This window comes from Collinsella aerofaciens (assembly GCF_015557435.1).
Lineage (GTDB): Bacteria > Actinomycetota > Coriobacteriia > Coriobacteriales > Coriobacteriaceae > Collinsella > Collinsella aerofaciens_Z.
Map to the genome: position 1 here is coordinate 47,894 of NZ_JADNOH010000099.1, position 22,661 is coordinate 70,554.

The following is a 22,661-nucleotide window of genomic DNA, read 5'->3' on the forward strand; positions in this document are numbered from 1 at the left end:
AAAGAGGCACCGCAAAGACCATCTCTTTGCGGTGCCTTGTCATACCAATTTATGCAACAAAGGGGCCTGTCCCCTTGTCACATTGTTGAGGTTAGAGCGAGAGGTTTCTGATCGATGTGACGCAGGAGGCCTCATCCACGCCCGAAACGCGGAACACGATGTCTTCGCCACATTCGCCGTAGAGAGCCATGAGCCCCATCACATCGCGGCCGTCGGTATGGCGATCGCCGATGCTGACCGATACGTCGCTACGATGCTTGGCAATAATGTCATAGAGCAGCGCAACCGGGCGGGCATGCAATCCCAACGGATCTTTAATCGTCTTTGTAAACTCGACCATGTCCCCTCCCGCGGCATCGCACATTCGGCCGGCAAACCCAGCCACGTGGTAGTTATTGTACGTTACCGGCGCACCCCCGTCCCACAAAAAACGAGGGAAGGCACACGTCCTTCCCTCGTTACAGGCAATAGGTAGCCGCTTGCCTACATCAAGCGCAGGCTGACGTCCTTGAGCTGGGCGCCGGAAACGGCACTCGGGGCGCCCGACATGAGGTCGGAGCCGCTGGCCGTCTTGGGGAACGCCATGACGTCGCGGATGGAGTCGGAGCCGGTGAGCAGCATGCACACGCGGTCCAGGCCCAGGGCGAAGCCGCCCATCGGGGGCGCACCAAACTTGAGAGCCTCCATGAGGAAGCCGAACTGCGACTCGGCGCGCTCCTCGGTAAAGCCCAGGAGCTTGAGCATGGACATCTGCATTTCGGCGTTGTGGATACGCATACCGCCGCCGCCGGCCTCAAAGCCGTCCATGACAAAGTCGTAGGTGCAGGAACCGGCTGCCAGCGGGTCGGCCTCGATCTTGGCGATGTCGGTCTCGGTCGGCAGAGTGAACGGCTGGTGCTCGGCTGCATAGGCCTTGCGGTCCTCGTCCCAGTGGAACAGCGGGAAGTTGACAACCCACAGGAAGTCGTGGCCCTCGCGCTTGATCTCGAGTGTGTTGGCCATGTGAGAACGCATGCCACCCAGGATCTCGTCAGAGAGCAGGCGCGGGCCGGCGGCGAACATCACAAGATCGCCGGGCTCGACGTCCATGCGCTCGCGCAGGGCAGCCATCTCCTCGTCCGAGAAGAACTTGACGATGGGGCTGTTGATGGAGCCGTCCTCGCGGAAAGCGATCCAGGCCAGACCCTTGGCGCCAAACGTGGAGGCCACGCCGGCGAGCTTATCGATCTTGGCACGTGCCCAAGCACCGGCGCCCTTGGCGTTGATAGCCTTGACGACAGAGCCCTCCTCGTTTGCGGCGGTCGCAAAGACCTTGAACTTGGAGTTGGCAAAGATGTCGGTCAGGTCGACCAGGTGCATACCGTAGCGGGTATCGGGCTTGTCGGAGCCATAGGTATCCATGGCCTCCCAGTAGTTCATGCGACGCAGCGGCGTGGGCATCTCAACACCCATGCGACCGAAGGCATCGGACAGGACCTCTTCGAGCGCGCTCATGACATCGTTCTGGTCCACGAAGGACATCTCGATATCGACCTGGGTGAACTCGGGCTGACGGTCGGCACGCAGGTCCTCGTCGCGGAAGCACTTGGCAACCTGGTAGTAGCGCTCAACACCACCGACCATGAGCAGCTGCTTCAGGAGCTGCGGGGACTGCGGCAGGGCGTAGAAGTTGCCCGGCTGAATACGGCTGGGAACGATGAAGTCGCGGGCGCCCTCGGGCGTGGACTTGAACAGGGAGGGCGTCTCGACCTCCATGAACTCACGGTTGTGCAGCGCCTCGCGAATGGCAAAGGTAAAGTCGGAGCGCAGCTTGAGGTTAGCCATCATCTCGGGACGGCGGAGGTCCAGATAGCGATAGCGCAGACGGGTGTCCTCGCTGGTCTCGATGCCGTCCTCGATCTGGAACGGCGGAGTGACGGACGTGTTGAGCACCTCGGCATGGTCGGTCAGGACCTCGATCTCGCCGGTCGCGAGCTTGGTGTTGGTGGTCTCCTCGCCACGAGCGCGCACGACGCCGTGGATCTTGATGGGCCACTCGGGACGCATGGTCTCGGCGATCTTAAAGGCGTCGCCGTCGGAGTGCTCGGGGTCGAAGGTGAGCTGCGTGATGCCCTCGCGGTCGCGAAGGTCGCAGAAGATAAGGCCGCCGTGGTCACGGCGACGGCTCACCCAACCGGTGAGGGTGACCTCTTCGCCCACGTTCTCGAAGCGAAGCTCGCCGCAGGTACGGGTGTGCATGGAATGCTCATCGATGGGACGGGTCTGGCTCATACCAGTGATCCTCCTTTATGGATCTGTGCCGCCCCGTGTCGTTCCGGGCGGCGTCGTACAGATTTGCCCAGCCTGCGTAAACCGCGCAGCCGGACATGGCGTTCTATCTTATCGCACCCGCGTCGATGTGCCGCGGAAAAGTAGCTCATGCCCAAAGACTTGACGGAGACGAAACAATTGACGCGGCCTGGCCGTCGCCAAGGCACGCCGCGTGCGACAATGTGCCCCAATACAACTGCACTCGGAAAGGCCCGTCATGACCGCACGCCTCATCGTTATGGATATCGACTCCACGCTCATCAACCAGGAAGTCATCGACCTGTTGGGCGAGGAGGCCGGCGTGGGTGAGCAAGTTGCACAGATCACCGAACGCGCCATGCGCGGCGAGCTTGACTTTAAGCAGGCGCTCGAGGAGCGCGTGGGGCTGCTTGCCGGCTTGGACGAGAGCGTGTTCGAGCGCACCTTTGCGCGCGTGACGTTTACCCCCGGCGCGCTGGAGCTTGTGCGCTCGGCGCACAGCAAGGGCTGGAAGGTCGGCGTGGTAAGCGGCGGCTTCCACGAGGTCGCCGATAAGATTGTGTCCGCTGCAGGCATCGATTTTTGCCTGGCCAACCGCCTGGAAGTCGTGGACGGCAAGCTCACCGGCAAGCTGGCGGCAGACATTGTGACCAAGGAATCCAAACTTATCCAGCTGCTGGACTGGGCAGTTGAGTGCGGCGTCGACATGGCCAACACGGTCGCTATTGGCGACGGGGCAAACGACATCCCCATGATCCAGGCCGCAGGCACGGGCATCGCATTTTGCGCCAAGCCCAAGACGCGCGAGGCGGCCCCGTTTGCCATCGACGAGCGCAACCTGATGCTCGCCATGGACATCATCCTGCGTGACTAGCCGATCCATCTAAAAACAGAATCAGTCTGTCCTATAGTTTCCGAACAATTTTGTCTTAGTGTTCGGAAACTTGCCCTTGAGTGCTAGACTTTGCACCGTCGAAGGGAACATATATGGATAAGCGAGATCTTGAGCAGTTACTGAGCGATGTTGCCGACGGAGCAGTCACCCCGGCAGTCGCCCTCACGCGCATCCAAACGGCGCCAACCGCCGATCTGGGTTTTGCGCAGCTCGATCTTTCGCGCGGGGTGCGCCAGGGAGCCGGCGAGGTTGTCTACGGCGCCGGTAAAACCGCCGAGCAGATTGCCGCCATTATCAAAACGCTGCGCGATGCCGGCCAGGAGCGCATCCTGGTCACGCGCCTGGACGTCGAAAAGGCAGCCCGCACCTCGGAGCTCCTCGGCAACGAAATCGACCTGGGATATGCCCCGGACGCACAGCTCGCCCTCGCGGGCGGTAAGCCCTCCCCTACCGGCAACGGGCGCATCGTCGTCGCCTGCGCCGGCACGAGCGACTTACCCGTCGCCGAGGAAGCCGCGTTGACGGCCGAGTTCTATGGCAACGAGGTCGACCGCCTCTACGACGTAGGTGTCGCCGGCCTGCACCGCTTGCTCGCTCATGCCGAGGAACTTGCCCAGGCGCAGGTGGTCATCGCCATCGCCGGCATGGAGGGCGCGCTGGCGAGCGTTATCGGCGGTCTGGTGAGCTGTCCGGTCATCGCCGTTCCCACCAGCGTGGGCTACGGCGCAAGTTTTGGTGGCGTAGCCGCGCTGCTCGCCATGCTCAACTCCTGCGCCAGCGGCGTTTCGGTCGTCAATATCGACAACGGCTTTGGTGCCGCCTACCAGGCAAGCCTTATCAATCATTTGAGCGCCGGCACAACCCGCGCCCGTTAAGGAGCATTCCATGTCCAACCATCAGCACACGCTTATCATCGACGGTACCTCGGGCATCAGCGGCGATATGACCGTCGCGGCCCTGCTCGACCTGGGCGCCAGCGAGGAGCGCCTGCGCGAACAGCTCGCCACGCTGCCGGTCGACGGCTTTACGATCGCCGTGACGCGCGTAAACAAGCATGGCATCGACGCCTGCGACTTCGACGTCCAGCTTGCAGAGGAGCTCGAGAACCACGATCACGATATGGCCTGGCTCTACGGCAACGAAGAAGCTGCCGAGCACACGCACGAGCATGAGCACCACCATCATGATCATGGCGAGCACGAACACGAGCACTGCCACGAGCATGAGCACGAGGCCCACGGCCATGACCACGAGGGCCATCATCACGCCCACCACCATCACCATCGTTCTTTGGCGGAAGTCACCGTCATCATCGATGGCTCGCAGCTAAGCGATGGCGCCAAACGTCGCGCCCTCGCCATCTTTAACGCGCTCGCCGCCGCCGAGGCCAAGGCACACGGCAAAACGCCCGAGACCGTCATGTTCCACGAGGTGGGCGCCGTCGACTCCATCGTCGACGTCTGCTCTGTCGCCATCTGCCTCGACGACCTGGGTATTGATGACATCGTGGTCGAGTCGCTCTCCGAGGGCCACGGAACCATCCGCTGCGCCCACGGCCTCATGCCCATTCCCGTCCCCGCTGTCGTCAACCTGTGCCAGGCGGGCAATATCGCCCTCACGCCTGCACCGGTCGCCGGCGAGCTCGTGACGCCCACGGGCGCCGCCATCGTCGCCGCGCTGCGCACGTCCGACCAACTGCCCTCACGCTACCGCATCGAAGCCGTCGGCTACGGCGCCGGCAAGCGCCCCTACGAGGGTTGCTCCGGTACGCTCCGCTGCCTGCTCGTTCACGCGGACGCATAGCCATGGATGCCCGCAAAGAAAAAAGCCGCGCTGCCATCGTTACGGCGTTCTCCGAGCTGCTGCGCGAGGAAGATTACGGTAAGATCACCGTCGGCGACATCATCGCTCGCGCCCATGTGGGTCGTGCCACGTTCTACGGCCTCTTCAAGAGCAAAGATGACCTGCTGGCCGAGCTCGTGAGCGATATCTGCACCCATGCCCTCGACGATGACGGTACGCCCCTCGACGACCCGCTCGTACAGGTCGAGCATATCCTCAACAACCTCTGGGAACGCCGTCAGGGCGTACGGGCACTGGTAGCCGGCGCCGGCTCACGCATCTTCGCCGACTGCTTACGCAAGACCATCATGTCACGCGCAGCCGAAACCGTCCCTACCGACCCAAACGGCCCCGCCGCCACCATGGACCGAAGCTTCCTACTACACCACATAGCCTCAAGCTTCGTAGGAATGGTCCAATGGTGGGCCTGGCACAACTTCCAAGCAGATAAGGCCGACGTAGCCAAAGACTACCTATCAGCCATAAAACCCCTCTTCAACTAAGTAAACCCCTCATCCCAAAGTTCCGCCCCAACCCAAAGCACAATCATCCCAAAGTATCGACAACAGCCCAACGCCCCTACCAGCAACAAGCCCCTCCCATCCAAATTCAGATATATATGTTGGGTTGCTTGTACGAACGCAACAAAGACCCCGCAGCTGACCGCATGGGGTAACTTCCCAGCGCATTCCGCAGGATGCAAAAAGGCTCGCCGCACGAAGTGCGCAGCGAGCCTTTTTGCATGTCCGAGGACGCGCTGGGAAGTTACCCCATGCGGCCAGCGGACAACTATGTAGCCTCAGACTAGAACATGCCCAAGAAACCGTGCACAAACAGTGCGGCCAGAGCGGCGCCGACAAACGGAGCGATGCCAGGAACGAGCAGGCCATACTTCCAGTTGTTGTCAGCCTTGTTCTTGATCGGCAGCACCTGATAGGCCATGCGAGGACCAAGGTCACGAGCCTGGTTCATGGCGAAGCCGGTGATGCCGCCCATGCCCATGCCAACAGCCCAAACGATCAGACCGACGCAGATGGCGAGCATCAGAACGTTCTCGCCAGCGCGGCTAGCAGCGGCAAGGATGGCGCTGATGAACACGAAGGTGCAGATGGCCTCGCAGAAGAAGTTGCGGGCATAGTTCGTGCCCTCGGTGGTGGGGTTGGTCGAGAAGATGTTGCGCTGGGCAATGGGGTCGACGACGCCCTCGGAAGCCTTGAACTCATCGGCATACATAAGCCAAGCGATTACGGCGCCCACAAAGCCGCCGAGCATATCGGCAATCATGAAGGGGATGCAGCTGCTCCACGGCACCAGGCCTACGATGCACTGGGCAAGCACCATGGCGGGGTTCATGCACACGGCGCCGCCAAAGACAAACAGGCAGACCGAGATGCCAAAAGACCAGGTGGTGATGGCAAACATATGGCCGGAGCCCTGATACTTGGTGCCCTTGAGCACGGTATCGCAGTGCACGCCCACGCCAAAGACGATCATGAGGGCCGTCGCGCCGAATTCGCAGAGGAGTTTGGTAAGCATAAAACCTTATCTTTCTTGTCGGTTATAAACGATTCGTTTAGGCCGCGCACTAGTGCTGCGCAACAACAACGCCCAGGCCATCGGGAATGACGGCAACCTTGGCATCGGCACCCTTCATCTCAAAGGCGAGCTTGAGCGCCTCCTCGATAGTGTTGACCGGCGTCATGTGCATATCCTTGAGCATCTGGTGATCGCACAGATCGGTAACCATGATCACAGGGTGATGCGCCAGAATGCGGGCAAAGATCTGGCTCGTCCACTGGTCGGGCAGGGTCTCGTCCTTAGGACGGCCGATGCAGGCGCGCTCAAACTCTGCCGGATCGTTGTCGGCGATGTTGTGATAGAAGCCCTCGCCACCGTGACCGTCGGCGCAACCGGCGACATCGATGATCACACCGCCTTCGGGAAGCGTGGCCTCGGCAGCGCACATGCCCTTCACAGCCTGATAGATGTTCTGATCGAGCGGGTAGCCGCCGTTGGTGGTAATGGCGATCTCGCACTCAACGGGCTCAACGCCGGCAAGGCTCTTCACGAACTCGCAGCCGGCCTCGTGCGCCTTGTGGATGTCGCCGGCAAAGGAGCCGATGACCTCGTGCTTGCCGTTGAGCACAACGTTAAGCACAAAGGCAAGGTGAGCCATCTCGGCGGCGGCAAACATGTCCTCGCTCACGTGGTTGTGGCACAGGTTGCCGGCACGCGAATGGGAATCATTCACAAACTGACCGTTGTGGTTGTACATGATGGTCTTGTAGCTGGCGATGCCAGGCAGGACGGACTTGCGGCTACCAGAGAAACCGGCAAAGAAATGCGGCTCAATGAAGCCCTCGGCAAGCAGCAGATCGCAATCGGCAGCAATCTTGTTGATGATGCACTCGCCACCAGAGGGCAGGGTGCCGATCTTTTTCATCATGCTGTCGTCAGTCGCGACGTGCATAACGATTTCCTCGTTAGCAACGATCTCCTCGCCATACTTATTGACGAGCTCCTCGTGCGTCGACGGACGGTGCATACCCGTAGCAACCAGAATGCGCACGTGAGCCTCGGGCGCAGCGGAATGGATGTGATGCAGCAGAATAGGCATCGTCACACGCGAGGGAACGGGACGCGTATGGTCGGAGCTAATGATGACGATATCCTTCTTGCCAGCACAAAGCTCCTCGAGCGAAGGCGAGCCATAAGGGTTGGCAAGTGACTCCTCTACCAGCTCTTCCTGAGATTTTGTAGTCTTAAACTCGTTTTGATGACCTTCCATCACACCCACGAAGTTCTTATCCTCGAGCTCCAGATGCAACGTCTTGTGGTCAAACGGCAGTTCACATTCAAACAATGATGAGCGCCCTCTTCCTTTCAACTGACACACCAGATAAACCGTTGGAAGGATACGCCGCTCACCGAAAAACACCACCGTCCACCGACTCATTAACACAACGTTCATATTTGACCCACAACAAAACGACCGCGATCCCAAACGAAACCGCGGCCGCCCGTAAAAGACACAATAGAAAGGATGACTTACACAGCGCCGAGGCAAACATCTACCCCGAGACGTACGCACGTAAAGCATTTTGCATAAATGCGTCAATAATTGCATAAAATGGCGCATGGATTTCTAGCCGTAACAGGGTAGTACCCTCCGGAACGTGCATTTTTACGAGTATTCAGCATCGCGGGATAAGATTTTGGTGTCAAAAGTCTTTCAAAAAGTAGATAGTCCTCATGACTCGACCCATCTGGATAGCATGCGGCGAGAAACCAGCTATATATGGACATCGCCAAGGCCCAATTGTCGTGCAAAAGCATCAACAAAGGCAGCGAAAGCCGGCTATGGCCTTATGCATCAATCTTTGGCTGCTGAAAACTCCGTTTTTTGCACGTCGCCCCAAGCACCACCCTCACCCAGCGGCCAATCCGCTGAAGACCGGACATCGCAGGGCCCGCCATCAGTTTACTTTTAGGCACACTCCGCAGGACGCAAGAAGCCCTCGCCGCACTCCACATTGGGCGCGAAGCGCGCTTTATTCCCTTCAGCCCCAATCCCTGAAGACCGAGGACGAAGGGGCCCGACGGGTTTCCCTCTGAATGCGTTCCGCAGCACGAAGCCCCCTTATCCGTAGCTCCGAAGGAGCAGGATAAGGGGGCTTCAAGTGCGAGGATGCATCCAGAGGGAAACCCGTCGGGCCCCGGTGAGAGCCACAGGGTTATCGATTACCCCGTGTTCTGCAATCCTGCCGAGACGCCGGTCACAGTCGAAAGAATCAGGCTCATGTACTCGGCCTTCTTCTCCTCGGCCATCTCGTCCTGGTTCATACGCACCTCGCGAAGGGCGCGAACCTGGGCGATGGATAGGGCGTCAACATAGGGGTTACGCACGCGGACGGCGCAGCCGAGCACACGGCGGCGCTGCAGCGGCCATTCATCACCGACGATGGCAAGGACCCACTTACGGGTGAGCTGCATCTCGGTAAAGACCTTCTCGGACAGATCCTGGCGATCGCCCAGGTGCAGATACATCTTGGCGATGCGCTGGTCGGTCTTGGCGATCGACATCTCGATGTTGTCGATAAAGGTGCGGAAGAACGGCCACTCCTGGTAGGCAGCCTTAAGCTGGTCCAGATCGCCAAACTGCTCGCAGGCGGTACCCAGGCCGTACCAGGCGGCCAGATTGATGCGCGCCTGGCTCCAGCTGAAGATCCACGGAATGGTACGCAGGTCGTCGAGCGACTTGGCACCCAAACCGCGCTTGGCGGGACGCGAGCCGATCGGCAGCAGACCGACCTCGGTCAGCGGCGTCACGGTCGAGAACCACGGTGTAAAGTCCTCGGTGTTCAGCAGGTCCAGATAGCGCTCGTGGCTTACGGCGTTGAGCTTCTCGGCCATATCCCAGAACTTCTGCGTGGTCTCGGTGTTGGTCTTCTCGACGCTCGGGGCCGACTGCAAAAGCGTTGCGGCGGCAACGGACTCAACATGGCGCTGAGCCAGCGTGCGGTTGCCGTAACGGGCAAAGATGACCTCGCCCTGCTCGGTGAGCTTAAAGAAGCAGTTGACCGAACCCTTGGGCTGCGCCAGCACGGCCTTGTTGGCCGGACCGCCGCCACGGCCCACGGCACCGCCGCGACCGTGCATGAGTACCAGGTCGATATCGTTCTTCTCGGCCCACTTGGCAATGCGCTCCTGCGCGGAGTGCAGCGCGAGCATGGCCGTGGTAGGACCGGCATCCTTGGAGGAGTCGGAATAGCCCAGCATGACCTCCATGCGGCGGTTGGTCTGGGCAAGGCGCTTTTGCACTACGGGCAGCGTAAGCATCTGGTCGAGCACGTCGACGCAACCCTCGAGGTCCTCGAGCTGCTCAAACAGCGGGATCACGTCGAGCTCGGGGACATCCTCCTCGTGTGCGAAAGACAGGTGAGCAAGCTCGAAGACGTCGGCCACATGCTGAGCGCTCTTGGTGAACGAGATGATGTAGCGGTGCGCCATCTTCTTGCCGTAGCGCTTTTGGATGGAGCCGATAGCGCGGAAGGTGTCGATGACCTCGCGCGTCATGGGCTGCAAATCACCATGGATACCGTTCTCGTGAATATCCTTGAGGGCGCGGGCGTGCACCACGGAGTGCTGACGGAACTCCATCTCGACCATATGGAAGCCGAAGGACTCGACCTGCCAGATGATGGTCTGGACCGGGCCGTAGGCAGCACGGACGGCACCGCAGGCGGCCAGGGAGCGCTGAACGACACGCAGGTCATCCAAGAACTCGTCTGCGCTGTGGTACATGGTGTCGGTGATGCGACGCACGGTGGCGTTCAGACGGTCGGCCATGACGAGCATGACGGCGCGATGCGGCTCGTGCTCGGAGATCAGCTCAGCGCGTGCGGTGTACTGGGTGCTCATCTCGACCTGATGGTTCCACAGGTTGATGAGCTCGGCAGACGGCTTGCTGTAGGTGGCCTCGAGCGTCAGGTTGCGGCCGATGCGGCGGCACTTGTCCTCGAGCTTGAGCACCATGTGAGTGAAGTACTTGGCGGCGACCTCGCGGCTCACCTTGGCGGTGACGTTGGGGTTACCGTCGCGGTCGGAACCGATCCAGCTGCCGGGATGGAAGAACGCCGGGCACAGCGGCGGCACGGTACCCGCCTTGTCGCCCAGCACCCAGTCGTCAAAACGACGATAGATAACGGGGATGACGTCGAACAGCGTGTTATCGAAGATGTCGATGATGGTATCGGCTTCCTCGACCGGCGTGGGCTTCTTGAGCGCGATGGGGCTCGTACGCACCAGGGCGTCGATTTCCTGCAGCATATGGCGCTCGTTCTCCACCAGGTCGGAGCCGCCCAGGCGCGGACGCTCCTCCAGCAGGTTGGAAATACGGCGAATCTTGCCCTCGACGGCCTTACGACGGGCCTCGGTGGGATGTGCGGTAAAGACAGGGTGGAACTCCAGCTTGTCGAGCAGCTCGTTGGCGCCCTCGACACCCATCTCGTTTACCAACTGGTGATAGGCGACGGTGAGCTCGTTGGCGGGATCGACCTCGGTATCGGTCGATGCGCCGGCCTCGCGCTCGCGCAGCTGCGCCACGCGGTAGTTCTCCTCCGACAGGTTTGCCAGATGGAAGAAGCTCGTAAAGGCGCGGACGATAACCTGCTGCTTATCGAGCGGCAGACTGTCGATCAGATCAACGACCTCGCGAAACGCCACGGCGGTGGGCTCGTCGGCAGTGGGCACGCCCTGCTCGTCGACGGACTCGTCGGCAGCACGGGTGCCGGGGTTTCCGGCGTTGGCCACAATCTCGGCTGTCAAAATCTTGTCGAACAGGTCCGCGATCTCGGGATCATACTCGCTAAGCACACGGCGCTCCAGGCGCAAGAACAGCGCCAGATTGTCGCGCAGCTCCTCGGGGATCTCGATCTCAGCGAGACGCTCCTTGGATTCGGCATTCGAGCCGATTCGGTTAACGAGGCGGTTGACCACGGCAGCGACGCGCGCCGCGGCTTCGGGTACAGACTGGTTGCTTAGGTTCTCAGCCACGTTTCCTCCCATTCCTCCTTCTATGCACGTAACATGCGGTATTCATTATAGGCGCTTGCGAAATACTTTCGACACTGATTGCGCTTTACCACACAAAAGTATTTTCTGCATTGCAAGGGTTTTTGCTCTAAATGGTCGTATTTCTCGGTGGACGGCATACACAAACGGGGGCATTCCGCATAAATGCGAAACACCCCCGTAACAATCGCTCGCAATGGACGAGACACTCAAGCGGACCCGCAGCTCAAAATGATGCGCTACAGGCGCTCGCGAACCGCCTCGACGACGTTGGCCAGATCGACGAGAACCTCGTCATGGCTCTGCATGTCGCGCACCTTGACCTTGCCGGCGGCAAGCTCGTCGCCACCCAGGACCAAAATGAGCTTGGCGCCAACCTTGTCGGCCTGCTTAAACTGAGCTTTGAGCGAACGACCCTGGTAGTCGGCCTCGGTCACGATGCCAGCGGCGCGAAGCTCCTGCGTGATGGCAAAGACGTTCTGGCGCAGCTCCTTGCCGGCATTGGCGACGTAGACGCACGGGGCCTCCTCGGCACCCAAGTCGTTACCAAAGGCCTGCAGGGCCAGCAGGGCGCGCTCAAAACCGACAGCGAAGCCGACGCCCGCCGTGGGCTTGCCACCCTCGAGCTCGACCAGACCGTCATAGCGACCGCCGCCACCAATGGAGCCGACACCGGCGCCGGGAGCCTCGACCTCAAAGACGGTACGGGTGTAGTAGTCCAGACCACGCACCAGTGTGGGATCCTCGACATACTCGATACCGGCGGCATCCAGATAGCGCTTGACCTGCTCGTAGTGCTCGCGGCACTCGTCGCACAGGTTGTCGCCCATCAGCGGCGCGTCGGCCATGATCTCGCGGCAGTGGTCGTTCTTGCAGTCGAAGGCACGCAGCGGGTTGAGCTCGGCGCGCTCGCGGCACTCGTCACACATCTCGTCAGCGTGATCGAGGATAAACTGCTTGACCTGCTCGCGGTAAGCCGGACGGCACTGAGCGTCGCCCATCGAGTTAATGAGCAGACGGAGCTTGGAAAGATCGAAGCCCAGGCGCTTGTAGAACTCCATGAGCATGATGATGCACTCGGCGTCTGCCGCCGGATCGGGAGCGCCGAGCCACTCGATACCCACCTGGTGGAACTGACGCAGGCGGCCCTTCTGGGGACGCTCGCCGCGGAACATGGCCTCGGCGTAGTAAGCCTTAAACGGCGTGGAGCCCTGGGGCACCAGGTTGTTCTCCACGACTGCGCGCACCACACCGGCCGTGCCCTCGGGACGAAGCGCCAGGCGCTGCTTGGGCTTGAGTTTTGTGTCGGTGCCCTCGGTAAAGACGCGCTCCAGGTTGGCGCCGCTAAAGACGCGGAACATCTCCTTGCGCACGACGTCGGTCGACTGGCCGATGCCGTGGACAAAGACGTCCACCTGCTCGATCGCGGGCGTCTCGATGGGTTTAAAACCAAACGGCTCGAACACGCCGGCAGCGATCTGCTGCATCTTTTGCCAAGCGCGCATCTCGGCGCCGATAAGGTCGCGGGTTCCCTCCGCCTTCTGTGCCTGCATGGGCAAACACCTTTCTTTTGTATCGCGTCATAGGTAGTGGACATTATACGGCACAAAGCAGCAACGCGGCGGCGCGTCTGACCGAACGAGGGTATGGGGACTCGTTCGGCCAGACGCGCCGCCGCGGTTTGTGATCCCTTTTCCTCCGTCCCCTTCGGATCACGTGATCCCTTGGGGACGGAGGAAAAGGGATCATTTCGTAGGCCCGTGGCTGCCCTGGAAACCGAATGACGGTACGAGCATCCATTCGGCTTCCACGGCAGCCACGGGCAGAACAGACAAACAGGAATAGGCGGCGACCCGCTACTCCCCCGCCACGCTCGCGCGCAGCTTGGCGGCAATGGGCTCGGATGCCAACAGGAACACGAGCATGACCACGGAGCACGCCAGGCACACGATCCAGGTGCTCGCAAAGGAGCCCGTGGCATCGAACAGCACGCCCGAGACAATGGCGCCCACGGTGCCGCCGACCATCTCGAGCGAGGTGATGGTACCCGTGACCTTGCCGAGGTCGGCCATGCCAAACTGCTTGGACGCGGCGATGGTAGGCGTGATGGTGCCCATGCACGTTCCAACACCAAAGCTCACAGCAGCGACAATAGGACCGAGGTCCGTCGTCGGGAAACACAGCGCCACGCAGGCGATAATGCACGCAACGGAGCCAAGGATATTGCCAAAGCGCAGGCCAAAGCGGTCGTAGATGGCACCGAGCGAAATCTTGGCGATAACGACCGTGACCATGTAGGCAGAAAGCACCGTACCGGCCCACATGGGGTCGTGGCCACCCGTGACGATCTTGGCGCCGTTGACGGTAACGCTCGTCATGTTCGTAACTTGGTTGGGCAGGATGGCGCCATTGACAAGCCCCATAAAGAGGAAGGCGACGACAAGCAGCCAAAATGCCGGGCTCTTCTTGATACGAGACCAGCCGACGCTGACCTCGGGGGCTGCCTTCTCGTTCTTATCACCCGTGGCAGAAGCAGACGGGTCGCCTGGATTCTCGCCGAGCGGCTTAAGGCCGATCTCGGAAGGCTTGGTGCGGAAGGAGTAGGCCGTGATGGGCAGTGCCGCCACAATGCAGACGGCAGCGAGTACCAGGAACGCAGAGCGCCAGCCAACACTCACGATAAGCGAGCTCACGATCGGCGAGAGAATAGCTCCGCCAAAGCCCGAACCCGAAAGTGCGATGGAAATGGCAAGGCCGCGTTTGGCGGTAAACCAGTTGGCGGTCACCAGGCTAATGAGCAGACGGGTCGAGGCCACAGCGAAGCAGCCCGAAACGGCAAAGAGCACGTAGACCTGCCAAAGCTCACCGACAAAGCTCATGCCGGCAAGAACGGCAGAGGTGGCGATAACGGTGAGGGAGCCCAAAACGCGGCCGCTTACTTTATCGGCGACATGGCCAATGACAAGCGAGCCGATAACGCTCACCACGGTGGAGATGGCGTTGGAGATGTTGTACTGCGCAAGCGTGATGCCCAGGTCGCTTACGATGAGCGGCTGAAACAGGCTCATGCAGTTAACGAAAATCGTGTAGCACGTGGCCATGATCACAAAGCCGGAGGCCACCACGAGCCAGCCGGGGAAGAACTTACGCTGCTGGGACATTGGTTACTCCTTGTGGTCCGCAATGTATCCGAGAGCGACGGCGACATAAGCCGCGGCGCCGAGGGGAAGCTCGGCATCGTTAAAGCGCGCTTTGGGATGGTGCTGGGCAAAGTGTTCGTCCGTATCGGTCACGGCCGCGCCCACCGTAAAGTATGCACTTGGGATCTCGCTCGAGATAAGCGCGAAATCCTCGCTCGCCATGGCATGGAACAGCGGCAAGAAGGCGGCCTTGGGCAGCACCGCGCCCACGTAGCCAAGCGAGGCCTGGGTCATATCGCTGTCGAGCACGAGCGGCGGAACGTCCGAAAGCGTCTCGATGGTTGCCGGCGTACGATATGTTGCGGCAACGCCGTTGACGACCTCCGCGATACGCTCCTTGAGATGAGTCATGAGCTCGACATCGAAGCCGCGCAGCGTTCCCTCGAGCACGCAGGTGTCGGGGATGACGTTGGCCGCCAAGCCGCCAGCGAACTTACCCACGGTAAGCGCGACCTCCTTGGCCGCCGGCACCTCGCGGGAGATAAGCTCCTGAAGCGCCAGGTGCACATGCACGCCGGCCGTGATGGGGTCGATGCAGATCTCGGGGCTCGAGCCATGGCCGCCCTTGCCCTGCAGCGTGATACGGAAACCGTACACGCCCGAGAGCGCCGGACTCCCATAGAGCACCAGGCCGAGCGGCGACTGGCTGTTGACGTGCATGGCAAAAGCCGCCTGAGGACGCGGGTTCTCGAGCAAGCCGTCGGCGATGGCAGCGCGGGCGCCCTCAAAGGTCTCCTCGCCCGGTTGGAACAGCAACTTGACGGTAGCGTTGGCCCCCACAAGGTCAGCCTCGCGGGCCTTGAGCAAACGGGCCGCGCCGAGCAGGGCCGTCGCGTGCATATCGTGGCCGCAGGCATGCATGCAACCGTTGGTGGAAGCGAAAGGCTCGCCCGATTCCTCGACAACGGGCAGGGCATCCATGTCGCCGCGAAGCATGATAACCGTACCGGCCTGCTCGTCCGCGCACGCACCATTGCCCTGGGCGGCCGCGGCCGCACCGGCACCGATCAGGCCAACAACACAGGAGCCGTCGACAAGCGTGGTATGGGGGATGTCCATCTCGTCCAGACGTGCCTGGATATAGGCAGACGTCTGCGGAAGATTGTTACCGAGCTCGGGCATCTGATGGAGATCGTGGCGCCATGCGGCAAGCTCACCGGCAAATGCCTGGGCTTCTTTGACCAGGCCATCGCCGATAGCGGTCTGCGCCGCTGCGGTAGCCTGAGGCGCTGGTTGCGGTTGAAGATCGGAAAGAGCTGGTGCCATAAATGCCCTCCAGTAACGTTTTTGCAGCAAGCACTTTGATAGCGTAAAGTGCAAGGTACAACTTTAAGGGCGACGCATAAAAAATGCCGCCCCGAGAGGGCGGCGCAACAAGTTGTTTACAATTGCGGGCGCGGCTTTTTGCGCAAAAAATCGAAGTGAGTCTCGCTCAAGATAATCGACAGGAAGATAAGCACGAAGCCGGCGAGCAGGCGCGAGGTGAGCGCCTCCCCCATCAGCAGCACCGAAAACAACACGCCCGAAGGCGACTCCATCGAAAGAAGCAGTGAGCCCGTCGAGGCGGGGACATGCGCCAAACCGACGTTTTGGACGAGCAGCGCCGCGCATGTGCAGCCCACCGAGAGGAAAACAGCCACACCGATAAACTCCGGCGTCCATGCAGAGAGGGGCGCCTGAGTCTCGAATAGCAGCGACGTGATTAAACTCAAAACGCCATTGCCCACAAACATCCAAAACGTGATGACGTTGATGTCCATCTTGCGACCGTACTTGGCAGTCACCGCCATCTGGATGGCGAAGAAGATCGCGCCGCCCAAGGTAATAACATCGCCGGCATTGAACTCGACGCTATCGAGCGCTACCAGGCCAATACCCGCCAGGCACAACAACGCTGCACCCAGGTTATACCGGGTAAGCTTTTCACCGCTCAGGACATAGCTTGCAAACGGCACAAGGATGCAATACGTGCCGGTCAAAAAAGCGCTCTTGCCCGCCGTGGTCTGTGCCAGGCCGATCGTCTGCAAACCGTAGGCACCCCACATGAGCGCGCCCATGCCAAGCCCGACGATCAGGTTGCGGGCATTGAAATGAGCGATGATGCGCTTATGGAAAATTGCAAACATAACCAGTGATGCCGGGAGAAAGCGAACATAGACCAGCTCGAACACCGGAATGGTGTCGAGTGCGTCCTTCATAGTGGTAAAGGAGTAGCCCCAGATAATCGCCACCGATAGCAGTAGAACTTTCCAGAACAACGGCGAGCGTGCGCCGGCACCCCGGGGAATACCACCCGCGCCCAAATCCTCACGGGCTACAGGGCTATCGGGCATGTTTTCGATTTCGTTGGCAGCGTATTGGGCCATGGAACATCCTCGCACTCAATCTGGGCGTGGTGTCCGCACGCGTATGGCTGCGTGCCGCCTCATGGTCAAATAAAAACGGGACGCGCCGGACCCCCGGCACGCCCCGCTACTGTAGCAACAACCAAGCAGCTCATGCAATTCACTCAACTAAAGCGTCGAGCCGGAAGGCCTCGATGTTCCGTCAACGCCACATTGTCGCGCTAAATCAATTTGGTCGACTCCAGCTTTTCGATGATCCAGTCGTTGGCTTTGATGACCGGACGGCGGAAGACGACGCCCAGGGCCAGCGACGGAATCAGATAGCTCGCCAAGATACCCAGCTCGACCCAGTACTCCATATGATACGCACCGGCCATGGCGGCATGCATGGCGTTGATGCCGTGGGTGAACGGCAGGAACGGATAGATCGCCTGGAACACGGGGCCGGTCATCTCGATGGGGAACGTGCCGCCCGAACCGCCGACCTGCATGACCAGCAACACGACGGCAAGCGCCTTGCCGATATCGCCAAACGAAACCGTGAGCGTGTAGACGATATTGGAGAACACGAGACTCGCGACCCAGCCGGCAAGTACAAACTGCAGCGGGTTGTCGCATTGGATGCCAAAGAACAGGATGTCGCCCGCGCACACGAGTGTCGCCTGCAGCAGGGCCAGACCTCCAAAGAACAGGTAGCGGCCCAGGTAGATCTCGTGCAGGCGCACGGGGATCAGCTCGTTGATGAGCTCATCGTCAACCGAGACCTTCATCATGGCCGCCAGCACGATCGAGCCGACCCAAAGCGACAGAATCGTGTAGAACGGCGCCATGGCCGAACCGTAGTTGCGGATCGGATAGACCGGCTTGCGATCGAGCGCGACGGGACCAGAAAGCGACACGGCCAAACCCTCGGGGTCGTTGCCAATCATCGTCTTGATCGTGGCAAGGTCGTCCGACATCAGGGCGCCATCGAGCTCGTCCTTAAAGGCGCTGATCTTATCGGACGCTTCACCTAGCTGATCGGAAGCCTTATTGACCAGCGTGGCAGCCTTGGAGAGGCCCTTAGCCAACGAGCCGGATGCATCGGTGAGGCCGCTCACGGCACTATCCAGATTGCTCGAAATACCGTTCAGCGAATCCAAAACACCCGAGATGGTCTTCTTGAGCTCCTTTGCCTTGACCGAGAACGTGGAGTCGTAATCGATCTTGGCACCCGAGACACCTGCCTTGGCATCGGCGATTGCCTGGTCGGTTTCGGCGCGGACATCGTTAACCTTTGCCATGCTGTCCGAGAGCGACGTTGCGATGTTCGCCAGCTCCTTGGCATTGTTACGGTACTCCGTCGCGGTTTTGTCAAGCTCAGCAGCCGCGCCCTCAAGCCCTGCCTTGAGCTTATCGTTACTCACCTGGCCAGCAAGACTACGGAGCTTATCCGCCGTGGCATCAATCTCGTCAGCACGTGTATTGAGTGACGCTGCGCCGTCGTTGAGCTGAGACACCGTAAGATCGACATGCTGGTTTGCGGCGTCAAAGGCCTTTGCGAGCTCGGTGGACACGTTATCGAACGAACCCGCACTTCCATCAATCGCGGCATCGATGGCATCGCTGGCAGCCTTGAGCGCTTGTTCCGAATCACCGATACCGCTCTCGGCATGCTCCATCAGCTGTTTCACCGACTGCTCGGTAGTTCCGGTCTGCTTGAGCAGGCCGCCCGCCGACGTCAGCGAATCGGATGTCGAGCTCAAAACGCCCGCAAGCGAAGTAGCGCTGGCCTTGATGTCCTGCAGGTCCTGAACCGAGTCGCCAAGCGTCGAGGACAGGTTGGCGATGAAGTTGCTGACCTGTTCGGTGCTCATGTAATCGAGCAGGCTGGACACCGTCTTAAGACCGATCGTCGTGATGGTCTCGGTAAAGGTCTCGTTGACCTGGTTCTGAACAGCACTCGAGCCCTTTTCGGTCACGATCTGGGCGATGGCGTTGGCCTTCTGGTTCTCGTAGAACTCGATATCGGCATGCTTCACGTCGGTCGAAAAGAGCGTCATCATGTCGGAGCTAAAGCTCTTGGGGATTACGACGGCCGCATAGTAAGCGCCCGACTTAACACCGTCGATAGCCTTATCGCGATCGTTGAGCACAACCCAGTCAAAGTTCTCGTTACCGCGCAACGCGGACGTCACGTTTTCGCCCACGTTGACCTCGACGGGGATCAGATCGCTCTCGTAACCCTCGTCGGTGTTGACCACGGCAATCTTAAGGTTTCCGGTATTGCCGTACGGGTCCCAGCTGCCGGCGATGTTAAACCATGCATACAAGCACGGCACGATAATGAGGCCCATCACGACAACCATGCCGATCACGGAGTGAGACACGTTTTGGACGTCGCGCTTAAACAGATGCAGGATGTTCTTCATTTATGCCTCACCTCCTTTTGAGTGCTTGCCAAGCGGGGCGCCATCCTCATTCATCACAAATGTGTCGTCCCCGTTCGCGGGCACATGGTGCATATCGTGGTGAATGGACTGGTCGGCAGCCTGATCCTTGGAGTTAGAACCTCGCTCGCTGGCATTCAGGCCAAACATGCGACGGGCGGCAGGGATCGCCGCTGTGTGCTCGCGCATCTCGCGGCGCAGATCCTCGTCCGAAAGCGCCGAGATGCGCATCTGGGTGTTGAGGCTTGCACGGATGTACTCGATGTTGATGAGCCATCCGCAGATGGCAATGACCGAGATAATCCAGATAACCAGCAGAATGATCTTGCCATTGTTGTCGATATCGAGAACCGTCGACAGAACGAAGAGCAGCACCTGCACGCCGACTACAGCAGCGAAACCGCCCTTGATGTAGTACGGGTAGCGATGCTCAAAGGCGACCGCATGATCGAGCACCTCGCGACGGTACGAATCCGAATCGAGCACGACGCGCATGGCCGTGCGCAGCGAATAGCGCTGACGCGGCAGGTCATTAGACTCGCAGATCATCAGACCCGTCGTGGAAAGCTGTTTATCAAAGAGCAGGTTGAGGTTGAGCAGCAGCGGACGCAGCTGCAGACCGATAAAGAGCGCCACGATCAAGAACACGCCCAGAATGCACAAGTTAAACAGGTAGTTGAACGAGTACATGCCGCCGACCGTCTCGCGCAGCAGATTGATGCCGTAGGTAAAGGGCAGCAGCGGGTGCAGCCACTGGAAGAAACCGGGCATCATCTCGATGGGATACATGCCCGACGAGCCGGGGATCTGCACGATGACGAGGATGACACCAATGGCTTTACCGATATGCTTAAAGGTGGTGGACAGCGCATAGATGATGTTGACGTAGGTGAACGAGATAGCGATGCCGCCCAGCACGAACAGCAGCGGGTTAACGCACTGTACGCCAATGACCAGATCTCCCACCGTAACGATGATGGCCTGCAACGCACCCAGGATCACCAGGAGCAACCAGCGGCCAAAGTAGCCTTGGCGCGCCGTAAAGCTGCCAACGCCCTCACGGTCGACCTCGAGCTTGTAGATGGCGATGAGCACATAGCCGCCCACCCACAGCGCCAGGTTGGTGTAGAAGGGCGCGATGCCCGAGCCAAAGCTCTTGACCGGATAAATCGACTTGGACGTCAGCTCAACGGGGGACGCCATAAAGTCCGCCACGTCGTCCACGTCGACGCCCATCAGGTCGGCCAGCTCGCCCATAGACTCAGAGGTCTGCAACGCCGCGATGTCGTTAGCGGCGGTTGCAAGCCTGTCCTGGACCTTGACAAGCGAGGCATCGGTCTGGGACAGCGTGGTCTTGGCCTGCTTGAGCGTGGCATCGAGTTGGGCCAGCGTGCCACGCGCATTCGCAATCGTGGGCGTAAGACCCGATACGATGCCGGTCAGGTCGCCCGAAACGGTGGCGAAGGAGTCCAGCGCGCTCGAAGCCTTCGGCAGCGCGTTCTGCCCCAGGTCCATCTGAGCCTGATTCATGTTGGTCGTACCGGTTTGGATCGCATTGTTGATAGCATCGCTGGCGCCCGAAACAGCCGAAGCGTCATTCGCAATAGCGCTTGACTGAGCGGAGAGATTATCCTTGACGGCCTGAAGGCTCTCATTTTGCCCTCGAAGCGTATCAATCGCAGACGCGATCAGCTTATTAACTTCTTCCGAGCCCGTCGGCGCGCTGTCGGCCAGGTTCTGCAGACGATCGATAAGAGTCTTGTTATGGTCAATCGTCGTCTGAAGCGATTCGAGCGAGTTGTCGATGCGAGTGGTCGTAGACGTCAAGGCGCCCGTCATCTTTCCGACCGCAGCGTTCGCCGAAGCCGACGTCTTGGACAGTGCAACACTTCCCTCCGAAAGCGCCTTAGAGAGCGAGGTAATCGATTTGCCCGCGGTGGTGCGCGCTTCGCCCAACAGGTCGTTGCCTTGGGAGATCGCTTGAGTCAGCGAAGGCGTCTGACCCTGCAAACCGGCCAGCGCCCCATCCGCCGAGGCGATAGCACCGCTCGTTTTGTCGATAGCGGTGTTCATGTCGTTGATCGAATCGCGGACCTCGCTCAAGGTACTGGATGCCTCGGACACCGAACTCGTCAGCGAATCCTGAACCTGGGCGGTCTTATCCTTAAAATCGATGCCGGCATCCTTGGCGATGCCCGCTACGGTCTCACCCACCGTGGAGACAAACTCCGAGTTGATCTGCTCCTCGATGGTGTTGGCACCGGTATCGGTGACCTTGGGCGCAATGGCGCTCTTTTTCTCGTTGACGTAATAGGTGAGCTTCGGCTGATGGTAGTTGCCGTCGAGCATCGAGACCAGATTGTCGGAGAAGTTCTTGGGGATTACGATCGCAGCGTAGTATTCCCCGCTCTCGACACCCTCTTTGGCATCGGCAGCCGAGTCGACGAAGGTCCAGCCCAGCTGATCGTTTTCCTTGAGCTGGTCGACGACCTGGTCGCCCGCGTTGAGCTCGCCCACTAGGTCGTTCTGAGTGCCCTGATCGTTGTTGGCGATGGCAATCTTGATACCTTGGGTGTTTCCGTACGGATCCCAGTTTGCCACGATGTTGTACCAGGCATACAGCGAGGGGATAACGCACACGCCAAGGGTAACCACCAAGGCGACGGGGTTCACAAGCAGTCGCTTAATGTCGCGCTTAAATATCGCAAAGGAGACCTTTGCATCGGATAGTTTGCTGCCGAGACTCACGCTTGGACCATCCATCCTGTCGTTGAATCAAATCGTACTATCAAAAACCATTGTACGTAGGCGCTTTAGCGTCTCGAAGCACAATGGTATTGAGTTTTGCGGGTAGCAATATACTACGAAGATGAGTTAGTGTACAGTTGTACAGTATCTTTAATATCAGCAGGTCACAAAACCACAGCCCGCACAAATTAGCAGTCCGAATAAATAGTCATTGGGTGTTCTTAAACGACTACTCAAACAAGAACGTCCCCAATGACTAATGGTGCGAGGAATGTCCCAAACTGTCGGCAGAGACGATATGAGCAGGACATAAAAACATTGAGAGCCCCTGCTGCATGAA

General features: G+C 59.8%; 15 protein-coding genes. 4 read left to right on the plus strand and 11 right to left on the minus strand.

The window, feature by feature from the left end; genetic code table 11:
- Positions 1-91: 91 nt before the first annotated feature.
- Positions 92-340, minus strand: coding sequence for an HPr family phosphocarrier protein (locus I2G43_RS09875; protein WP_035136856.1), 249 nt, complete (start codon positions 338-340; stop codon positions 92-94).
- A 143-nt stretch (positions 341-483) separates the two neighbouring features.
- Positions 484-2,271, minus strand: a complete 1,788-nt coding sequence (gene aspS / locus I2G43_RS09880; RefSeq protein WP_195536014.1) for an aspartate--tRNA ligase — start codon at positions 2,269-2,271, stop codon at positions 484-486.
- 256 nt (positions 2,272-2,527) lie between these two features.
- On the opposite strand from aspS, the gene serB reads away from it, so the two are divergent.
- The 4 genes from serB to I2G43_RS09900 all read left to right on the plus strand — a co-directional run bounded on the left by serB (position 2,528) and on the right by I2G43_RS09900 (position 5,529).
- Positions 2,528-3,163 carry a phosphoserine phosphatase SerB gene (gene serB / locus I2G43_RS09885; protein WP_195536015.1) on the plus strand — a complete coding sequence of 212 codons (636 nt, stop codon included), beginning with the start codon at positions 2,528-2,530 and terminating at the stop codon, positions 3,161-3,163.
- A gap of 113 nt (positions 3,164-3,276) precedes the next feature.
- Positions 3,277-4,059 (plus strand): nickel pincer cofactor biosynthesis protein LarB, encoded by a 783-nt coding sequence (gene larB / locus I2G43_RS09890; protein ID WP_195536016.1) that lies wholly within the window; start codon positions 3,277-3,279, stop codon positions 4,057-4,059.
- A gap of 10 nt (positions 4,060-4,069) precedes the next feature.
- A complete protein-coding gene (locus tag I2G43_RS09895) occupies positions 4,070-4,987 on the plus strand; it encodes a LarC family nickel insertion protein (protein WP_195536017.1) in 918 nt (305 codons plus the stop codon).
- Positions 4,988-4,989: 2 nt separating this feature from the next.
- Entirely contained in the window at positions 4,990-5,529 is a 540-nt protein-coding gene (locus I2G43_RS09900; RefSeq protein ID WP_195536018.1) for a TetR/AcrR family transcriptional regulator, read from the plus strand.
- A 301-nt stretch (positions 5,530-5,830) separates the two neighbouring features.
- Here the strand turns inward: I2G43_RS09900 and larD are convergent, their stop codons facing one another.
- The 9 genes from larD to I2G43_RS09945 all read right to left on the minus strand — a co-directional run bounded on the left by larD (position 5,831) and on the right by I2G43_RS09945 (position 22,321).
- Positions 5,831-6,562: a D/L-lactic acid transporter LarD gene (gene larD / locus I2G43_RS09905; protein WP_117778830.1), complete on the minus strand. Its 732-nt coding sequence runs from the start codon at positions 6,560-6,562 to the stop codon at positions 5,831-5,833.
- Between the two features lie 49 nt (positions 6,563-6,611).
- On the minus strand, positions 6,612-7,889 hold the full coding sequence (larA, locus tag I2G43_RS09910) for a nickel-dependent lactate racemase (RefSeq protein WP_195536019.1): 1,278 nt from the start codon (positions 7,887-7,889) through the stop codon (positions 6,612-6,614).
- An 878-nt stretch (positions 7,890-8,767) separates the two neighbouring features.
- Entirely contained in the window at positions 8,768-11,581 is a 2,814-nt protein-coding gene (locus tag I2G43_RS09915) for a phosphoenolpyruvate carboxylase (RefSeq protein WP_369832255.1), read from the minus strand.
- Positions 11,582-11,838: 257 nt separating this feature from the next.
- Entirely contained in the window at positions 11,839-13,152 is a 1,314-nt protein-coding gene (gene hisS, locus I2G43_RS09920; protein ID WP_195536020.1) for a histidine--tRNA ligase, read from the minus strand.
- Positions 13,153-13,455: 303 nt separating this feature from the next.
- The gene (locus tag I2G43_RS09925) at positions 13,456-14,760 is read right to left on the minus strand and encodes an MFS transporter (protein WP_195536021.1); all 1,305 of its coding nucleotides are present in this window, start codon (positions 14,758-14,760) and stop codon (positions 13,456-13,458) included.
- 3 nt (positions 14,761-14,763) lie between these two features.
- A complete protein-coding gene (locus tag I2G43_RS09930) occupies positions 14,764-16,065 on the minus strand; it encodes a M20 family metallopeptidase (protein WP_195536022.1) in 1,302 nt (433 codons plus the stop codon).
- 116 nt (positions 16,066-16,181) lie between these two features.
- Entirely contained in the window at positions 16,182-17,165 is a 984-nt protein-coding gene (locus I2G43_RS09935) for a DMT family transporter (protein WP_117765433.1), read from the minus strand.
- A gap of 200 nt (positions 17,166-17,365) precedes the next feature.
- Positions 17,366-19,555 (minus strand): YhgE/Pip domain-containing protein, encoded by a 2,190-nt coding sequence (locus tag I2G43_RS09940; RefSeq protein ID WP_195536023.1) that lies wholly within the window; start codon positions 19,553-19,555, stop codon positions 17,366-17,368.
- Positions 19,556-22,321 (minus strand): YhgE/Pip domain-containing protein, encoded by a 2,766-nt coding sequence (locus I2G43_RS09945; RefSeq protein ID WP_324249541.1) that lies wholly within the window; start codon positions 22,319-22,321, stop codon positions 19,556-19,558.
- Positions 22,322-22,661 lie beyond the last annotated feature (340 nt).